Source organism: Phocaeicola paurosaccharolyticus JCM 15092 (assembly GCF_000613805.1).
Taxonomy (GTDB): domain Bacteria; phylum Bacteroidota; class Bacteroidia; order Bacteroidales; family Bacteroidaceae; genus Phocaeicola; species Phocaeicola paurosaccharolyticus.
The window spans coordinates 61,367-69,486 of the sequence record NZ_BAJR01000016.1 but is presented as its reverse complement, the minus strand read 5'-3'; the positions used below and the strand labels follow the sequence as shown (position 1 = coordinate 69,486).

The following is an 8,120-nucleotide window of genomic DNA, read 5'->3' as shown; positions in this document are numbered from 1 at the left end:
TTTATATTTATATTTAGTAAATATATAAATGTTTTCAAAGAAAAAGAGGTGATGACCTTAAAAAGATCATCACCTCTTAATATTATGAATTGTTGGAAACTTATTATTTACTCCAATCAATATTTGCCATACGCTGATATGAAGCGTAACGTTTCTTAGCCATATCTTCACAAGCTTCAAACAGAGCCTGAGCTTCAGTTGGATATTGTTTAGCTACAGAAGCGAAGCGGACTTCACCCTTAAGGAAATCTTGGAAACCATCCCAGTTAGGCTCTTTAGAGTCAACTATGAATGGATTCTTACCCTCTTCTTCCAAAGCTGGGTTGAATCTCCACAAGTGCCAGTAACCACATTCAACAGCCTTAGCCTCTTCAGCCTGTGACTTGCCCATACCTGTTTTAAGTCCGTGGTTAATACATGGAGAGTATGCAATTACAAGTGATGGACCTGGATAAGCCTCTGCCTCGCGTAAAGCTTTAAGAGTCTGTGCCTGGTCAGCACCCATAGCAATCTGTGCAACATATACATAACCGTAAGTAGTAGCAATCATACCAAGGTCTTTCTTACGTATTCTCTTACCTGATGCAGCAAATTTAGCAATAGCACCAAGAGGAGTAGCCTTAGAAGACTGACCACCTGTGTTAGAGTAAACCTCAGTATCAAGAACCAATATGTTTACATCTTCGCCTGAAGCGATAACATGGTCAAGACCTCCGTAACCAATATCGTAAGAAGCACCGTCACCACCTATAATCCACTGACTTCTCTTGATTAGATAGTCTTTGAATTCAGCAATTTTAGCACAATATTCGCAGTTGTCTTTAGCAGATTCAACCAATGGTATGATCTTTTCTGCAGCAGCTCTGCTCTTATCAGCATCGTCCTTACCTTCAATCCACTCCTGGAAAGCCTCTTTGTATCCTGCTGGGCAAGAATCAGAAGCTATAGCGTTTGTCATTGCAGTTTCAAGACGAGCACGTATCTTCTTGTTAGCTATCTCCATACCAAGACCGAATTCACAGAAGTCTTCGAAAAGTGAATTTGCCCAAGCTGGACCTTCACCCTTTTCATTCTTAGTGTAAGGAGTAGATGGAACAGAACCAGAATAGATTGATGAACATCCTGTTGCGTTAGCTACCATCTCACGATCACCGAATAGCTGAGTTACAAGTTTTACATATGGAGTCTCACCACAACCTGCACAAGCTCCTGAGAACTCGAACATTGGAGTAGCGAACTGTGAGTTCTTAACGTTAGCCTTTACATCAACAAGCGCCTGTTTTGACTTAACATTCTCAGCACAGTAATTCCAGTTTTCAGCCTCACTAAGTTGGCTCTCAAGATGCTTCATAGTCAAAGCCTTGCCACCCTTCTTAGGATTACCTGGACATACGTCAGCACAGTTACCGCAACCAAGACAGTCAAGAACGTCAACCTGGATACGGAATGTCATATCAGCAAACTGCTTACCAACAGCTTTTAGTGTTGTGAAATTAGCACCCTTCTGCTCCTCAGCGTCAAGAACGAATGGACGTATTGAAGCGTGAGGACAAACAAATGCACATTTATTACACTGGATACAGTTTTCTGGTTCCCATGATGGGACAAAGGCAGCTACACCGCGTTTTTCGTAAGCAGCTGTACCTTGATGCCAAGTACCATCTTCAATACCCTTGAATGCAGATACTTTAAGAAGGTCACCATCCTGTGCATTGATAGGACGAACAACTTCATTGATGAAAGCTGGGTCGTTGTTTGTTGTAGCAGCATCAGCAGCAAGTTTAGACCAAGATGGATCGATAGTAAGTTCATTGTACTCACCACCACGGTCTACTGCAGCATAGTTCTTGTTGACAACATCTTCACCCTTCTTACCGTAAGACTTAACGATGAATTTCTTCATCTGCTCAACAGCCAAGTCAACAGGAATAACGCCTGTGATACGGAAGAATGCACTCTGAAGGATTGTATTGGTACGGTTACCAAGACCAATCTCCTGAGCAATCTGAGTTGCGTTGATGTAGTAAACTTTTATATTATTGTCTGCAAAGTATTTCTTAACATTGTTAGAAAGATTCTTAGCCAACTCTTCACCATTCCATATTGTGTTCAAAAGGAATGTACCGTTCTTGCGAAGACCACGAGTAACATCGTACATGTTCAGGTAAGCCTGTACGTGACATGCAACAAAGTTAGGAGTATTTACAAGATATGTAGAGTGGATAGGAGTATCACCAAAACGAAGGTGTGAACATGTGAAACCTCCTGACTTCTTAGAGTCGTATGAGAAATAAGCCTGGCAATACTTATCAGTGTTGTCACCGATAATCTTAACAGAGTTTTTGTTTGCACCTACAGTACCGTCTGCACCAAGTCCGAAGAACTTAGCTTCGAATATACCATCACCGCCCATAGCGATCTCTTCTTCCTGTGGAAGAGAAGTGAAAGTAACATCGTCAACTATACCGATAGTAAACTGATTCTTAGGAAGGTTAAGTTTCAAGTTGTCATAAACAGCAAGAATCTGTGCAGGAGTAGTATCCTTAGAACCAAGACCGTAACGACCTCCAACAATAATAGGAGCATCAGCCTGTCCATAGAAACAATCTTTTACATCTAAGTAAAGAGGTTCACCATTTGCACCTGGCTCTTTAGTACGGTCAAGAACAGCAATACGTTTAGCTGTCTTAGGTACTGCAGCAAGGAAGTGCTTAGCAGAGAATGGACGGTACAAGTGTACAGCAACCAAACCAACTTTTTCACCCTTAGCATTCAGGTGGTCGATAGTTTCACGGATAGCCTCTGTAACAGAACCCATAGCGATGATTACACGGTCAGCGTCTTCTGCTCCGTAGTAGTCGAACAAGCCATATTTACGTCCTGTGATCTTAGCAATCTCGTTCATGTATTCCTCAACAATAGCAGGAACTGCTTCATAGAATGAATTTGAAGATTCTCTGTGCTGGAAGAAAACATCTGGGTTTTCAGCCATACCACGTGCAAGAGGTTTGTTAGGACTTAATGCACGTTCACGGAACTCAGCCAAAGCTTTCTTGTCAATAAGTGGAGCAAGATCTTCGTTCTCGAGTTTCTCGATTTTCTGTATTTCGTGTGAAGTACGGAATCCGTCGAAGAAGTTCACAAAAGGAACTCTTGACTTCAATGTTGCAAGGTGAGAAACACCTGAAAGGTCCATAACCTCTTGTACAGAACCCTCACATAACATTGCAAAACCAGTCTGACGAGCTGACATCACATCCTGATGATCACCGAAGATACATAGTGCATGTGAAGCAAGAGTACGTGCAGATACATGGAATACACAAGGAAGTAATTCACCTGCAATTTTATACATATTAGGGATCATCAACAGAAGACCCTGAGAAGCTGTGTAAGTGGAAGTTAAAGCACCTGCCTGAAGAGATCCGTGAACAGCACCTGCTGCACCACCTTCAGACTGCATTTCCTGAACTAAAACTGTTTCGCCAAAAATGTTCTTACGACCAGCGGCTGCCCATTCGTCTACATGTTCGGCCATTGTAGATGATGGTGTGATTGGGTATATAGCTGCTACTTCAGTGAACATATATGATATATGTGCTGCAGCTTCATTACCATCACAAGTGATGAATTTTTTTTGTTTAGTCATAAATTACTAATTATTAGGTAATAAATTTTTCAAATTAATATAGAAATCCAAACAACCATAAAGGTATTTGGTTCTCATGTCCAGTTCTCATCTTATTCATGGCATAATAGACATTAGGATTGTTCTTGTACTTACATCCTTCTGTACATGTCCTGAAATTAATATTTTTATCAACTCTGAATGTTGTTCCTTTGTCACCCTTATAAAGTTTATGATCCTTATAAAGTGTATTCATAAAGAAAGTATCTATCAATGACTGTTCATCTACATGAATAGGATAGATAGAGTACATCAGGTTTGTGTTATGCATCATTAGCTTTGTCGGCTTCTTAGGAAATTCTTCGCCATAGGGGTAGACCATGTTTATAAGCCTTGCATCAGCCAAATATTTAATGTAATTCATAACAGTAGCTCTTGAAGTCTGTATCTCTGTAGCCAACTGACTTACATTAGGCGCAACAGGTCCATCTATAGCCAACAAATATAGTAACTTTTTTATCTTTGAAAGATACTTCAGTTCAATTTGTTTTATAAGAAGTATATCAACTTCTATCATCATGTTCATTGTCTTCAGAAGATTCTCCGAGAAATTCCTCTTTTCAAGGTAAAAAGGGTAGAATCCGTGATGAAGATAATCCTGGAAATAGTCCAAAGGATCTACTTTATTTAGTATCTCCTTCGATATATTAACATGATTCGATAATATTTGTTCTAATGTATATGAATGAAAATCTGTACCAGCTTGTAGGTTTAGAAATTCACGGAAAGAAAAACCTCGTAAATAGTATACTTTTACTATACCTCTAAGCTCCGGATTTTCCTCTTTTAGACGCATAACAGATGAACCGGTAAAGACAATCTTTAGATCCTGGTATGTATCATAACATCTGCGTAAGTCCTTGCTCCAATCGCAATATTTAAATACCTGATCAATAAGCAGAACTTTTCCTCCACGCTTTACAAATTCACCGGCAAAATCAACCAATGAATGCTCAGAGAAATAGAAATTGTTCATGTTTATATAGAGACATGAATGGTCAGTACCGAATTTCTCTTTAGCATATTGTAGTAGAAAAGTCGTCTTTCCCACACCACGTGTTCCCTTTATACCGATCAATCTATCAGACCAATCAATTTCGTCCATCAAATCGCGGCGTGCAGGTGCATTTGTATGTTCTACCAAATAACAGTGCGTTCTGTAAAAGGTTTCCATTTTTTATTTATAATAGGTTGCAAATATAGCAATACAAATCTATATTGCAAAGTAGACATTACAAAATATTGTATTTTTTAAAATGTAAAGTAAATATTATTGTATATTTACATTTTGCTATATATTTATCGTTTTTTTATGCAAAAATTAATTTATGTTTTTAACCCTGAACATGATATGGCACTAGCGTCATATTCAGCTTATTACATGACTCCGGCTCATATAATGAAGATGAAATCCGATCTTTCCATACTACCAATATGGTATGCTGAGAATGGATTAAATGATACATTTGTACTCACAAAAGAGGATGAATCTCATTTTTTAAAAGAGAAGCAAATATTATTCCCAAAATTATCTTCATTATCTGTTTGTTCAAATATGAAAGGAGAGTATTATGCTCTTTTACCTTGGGGATGGAATCCTGCACTGCTTCATGAAATTGAGATGTCTGATCTATCTTTATTATCATTGCCTGACTCAAACAGTCTTGATATAGTTAGAGAGTTGTCGGGTAGAGAGTATGGGTTGAAACTTTTAAGTTCGCTCAATGACCTTGATGATAATGCAACTATTATAGCTGAAAACATAGAGAAGCCAGTAGCAGTATCTCTCTGTTCTATTAATGAAGTTCATGATTTTATAGAAAAATATAATGATGTAATGCTCAAAGCTCCATGGTCAGGCAGTGGAAGGGGAGTCCGAAGAGTTGTCTCAGAGATGTCGGATTCTGATTCCGGATGGATTCAAAGGATAATACGTACTCAAGGAGCAGTGATAGGAGAGCCATATTACAGCAAGGTGCTTGATTTTGCAATGGAGTTTGTCTGTAGAGACTCTAAAGCTTTTTTTTTCAGGATATTCTGTCTTCGATACCGATAGCCAGGGAGCTTATAAGTGTAATATTCTGGATAGTGATGCTGTTCTTGAAAATAAAATATCAGCTTATGTCTCATTGTCAGCTTTGAATGAGGTTAAGCAGAGGTTGGTGACTCTTATATCTCGTTTATATGCTCCACGTTATGAAGGAGTATTGGGAGTGGATATGATGATTTGCAACAGTAGCGATTGTTATTGGGTACATCCATGTGTTGAGGTAAATCTAAGAATGAATATGGGAATAGTTGCACACCGCTTTTATAATCAATTCGTATCTCCTTATTCTAAAGGAGAATACCATATTGAACACTTCTTTGAAAAAGGTGATGCAGTAGAGAATGATAATCTGATGAGAGAGAAGTATCCTTTGGTTATTGATGATAGTATGATAGAGTCGGGATACATGTCGCTTACAAGAGTTGAAGAATATACACTATATCAGATATATGTGATAATATCAAAAAAATAAGTTGTAGAGTTCTTGTTGTTAACTCTGCAACTTACTATTGTTTATTTATTCTACAGGGACTTGAATCTCTGTTAGCCATTCATCTTCAGACTCTTTGTTCCAGATACCGTCAATGTAGCAGAATCTTGGTGAACCGGTAATATGTATATCGTTCTCCTCAAGGTACTTTAGAAGTTCCGCAAATGTTTCTCCGAAACGCTCGTAACTTCCTATATGGTTCATGCAAACAGCATTTTTCAACTCTGCTGATTCATAAAAGTGCAGTAAAGGAGTATCCTCGTGCCATTCGCCTACTGCTTCACAGTATTCAAGGTCGATGTTTGAATCACAGTGTTCTTTGTTATGCTCTACTGTATAACAATATTGTGGTTCGGGACATGTGCATCCAATTTTCATCATCTCCGGACCCAAGATGTTTGGGCAAAGGTTGAACAACTCATCATAGCTCTTTATTATTTGACGGTGGCTTGCAACTATTCTTGAAGGAATTGTCTTTATGAATATTTTATCCATGTTAGTTTTACTTTTTATCTGTTCAGATAAACAGGATAGTTCAGTAGCTCTATGCTTTAGTTTTTCTATCTCATCTCTACATTCTTCAAGTTTCTTTTCAATTCTATCTATATCCGGTCTGTCAGAACCTGTAGAAAAAATATCTGAAATCTCTTCCAAAGAGAAACCCAGTCTTTTGAGATGCTGAATGGTAGCCATCTTCTGACTCTGTGAAACATTATAATATCTGTACCCTGTCCACTCGTCTATCTCATTAGGAGTTAACAGGCTTATAGCCTCATAATGTCTGAGAGTCTTTACGGTGACCCTGCATAGTTTGGAGAACTCTCCAATTTTAAATCTGAAACTGTTAATACTATTTTTTTTATCCATCTGACCTAAAGCGCTTTTCGGTTATGATATTGCAAAGATATACTCATACCTTAGGTATGAGTCAAAAGTAAAGAGTTAAATAATGTAAAATGAATAGAGTTATAAATTGGGCAATTTTTGTCGGAGGTAAGAAAGTAAAAAAGAGAATCTTTAGACAAATTTCAGAGGTTATTATATTATAATAGATCTATAATGTCTATTTATTAATCCTAAGGCTTAGGATTAATATCCCAACCTTAGGACAAATATCCAAAGGCTTAGGATAATGAAAATCTCTAGGAAATAGAGTAAAGCAGTTATTATCTAAATAAAAAGAAAATAGGCTGTCATTATTAAAATGACAGCCTATTATTCTATTATATATTTACTAAATTATCAATTAGCAACATTTTCCACCGCAGCAGCCTTCTTCTTCGTCACCGCCATCGCAATCGCAACCATTGCCGCAACTGCCACCGCAACCTGAACATCCGCCTTCTTCGCTCATTGAGCTTACAATCTCTTGAATCTCTTCATTTGTAGCCTCACGTGAAATGATTACGCTACCAACGAACTTAAGGTTCTTGCCAGCATGTGGGTGATTCAAGTCTACTGTAACTGTAGTGTCAGTAACCTCTCCAACTGTTGCATAGAACTGATGTCCTTCGCTGTCCTGAAGAGGAACTATTGCTCCAGGGAATATTCTTTCAGAATCAAATTTACCATCGATATTGAACATATCCTTAGATACTGATTTAACACCTTCAGGCATATATTCGCCATAAGCCTCTTCAGATGGGATGATGAATTCGAATGTATCACCTTGGTTTAGTGAAGCAACCTCATTCTCAAAACGATCTAATGTTGATCCTACTCCTGAGATGAATTGGAATGGGTGTTCTGCTGTTGCCTCTTCCACTAGTTCTTCTTTTCCTTGATTGTCAACATACAATTTATATGCTACTGTAATGTACTTATTATCCATAAATAGAATTATTATAGTTATTGTTTATACTTCCTTATATTAATAAGGTGACAAAGATACA

At 37.9% G+C, this 8,120-nt stretch carries 6 protein-coding genes; 2 read left to right on the top strand and 4 right to left on the bottom strand.

Features of this window, described 5'->3' with window-relative positions:
* Positions 1–103 precede the first annotated feature (103 nt).
* A complete protein-coding gene (gene nifJ, locus JCM15092_RS08230) occupies positions 104–3,649 on the bottom strand; it encodes a pyruvate:ferredoxin (flavodoxin) oxidoreductase (RefSeq protein WP_024994249.1) in 3,546 nt (1,181 codons plus the stop codon).
* A gap of 34 nt (positions 3,650–3,683) precedes the next feature.
* Positions 3,684–4,862: an ATP-binding protein gene (locus JCM15092_RS08225; protein WP_024994248.1), complete on the bottom strand. Its 1,179-nt coding sequence runs from the start codon at positions 4,860–4,862 to the stop codon at positions 3,684–3,686.
* A gap of 138 nt (positions 4,863–5,000) precedes the next feature.
* Here JCM15092_RS08225 and JCM15092_RS16590 point away from each other — a divergent pair, with 138 nt between their 5' ends.
* Positions 5,001–5,744: a hypothetical protein gene (locus tag JCM15092_RS16590; protein WP_051532518.1), complete on the top strand. Its 744-nt coding sequence runs from the start codon at positions 5,001–5,003 to the stop codon at positions 5,742–5,744.
* Positions 5,686–6,210, top strand: coding sequence for a hypothetical protein (locus JCM15092_RS16585; RefSeq protein ID WP_051532517.1), 525 nt, complete (start codon positions 5,686–5,688; stop codon positions 6,208–6,210). The genes JCM15092_RS16590 and JCM15092_RS16585 overlap by 59 nt, the downstream gene beginning before the upstream one ends.
* Before the next feature lie 45 nt (positions 6,211–6,255).
* Here the strand turns inward: JCM15092_RS16585 and JCM15092_RS08215 are convergent, their stop codons facing one another.
* A complete protein-coding gene (locus JCM15092_RS08215; protein WP_024994247.1) occupies positions 6,256–7,095 on the bottom strand; it encodes a MerR family transcriptional regulator in 840 nt (279 codons plus the stop codon).
* Positions 7,096–7,474: 379 nt separating this feature from the next.
* On the bottom strand, positions 7,475–8,059 hold the full coding sequence (locus JCM15092_RS08210) for an FKBP-type peptidyl-prolyl cis-trans isomerase (RefSeq protein WP_024994246.1): 585 nt from the start codon (positions 8,057–8,059) through the stop codon (positions 7,475–7,477).
* Positions 8,060–8,120: the final 61 nt, after the last annotated feature.

What these genes read in the sequence shown, in the direction of transcription:
- JCM15092_RS08225 (WP_024994248.1), bottom strand. Translation starts at nt 4,862, where the DNA reads ATGGAAACCTTTTACAGAACGCACTGTTATTTGGTAGAACATACAAAT.
- JCM15092_RS08215 (WP_024994247.1), bottom strand. Translation starts at nt 7,095, where the DNA reads ATGGATAAAAAAAATAGTATTAACAGTTTCAGATTTAAAATTGGAGAG.
- JCM15092_RS08210 (WP_024994246.1), bottom strand. Translation starts at nt 8,059, where the DNA reads ATGGATAATAAGTACATTACAGTAGCATATAAATTGTATGTTGACAAT.
- JCM15092_RS16590 (WP_051532518.1), top strand. Translation starts at nt 5,001, where the DNA reads ATGCAAAAATTAATTTATGTTTTTAACCCTGAACATGATATGGCACTA.
- nifJ (WP_024994249.1), bottom strand. Translation starts at nt 3,649, where the DNA reads ATGACTAAACAAAAAAAATTCATCACTTGTGATGGTAATGAAGCTGCA.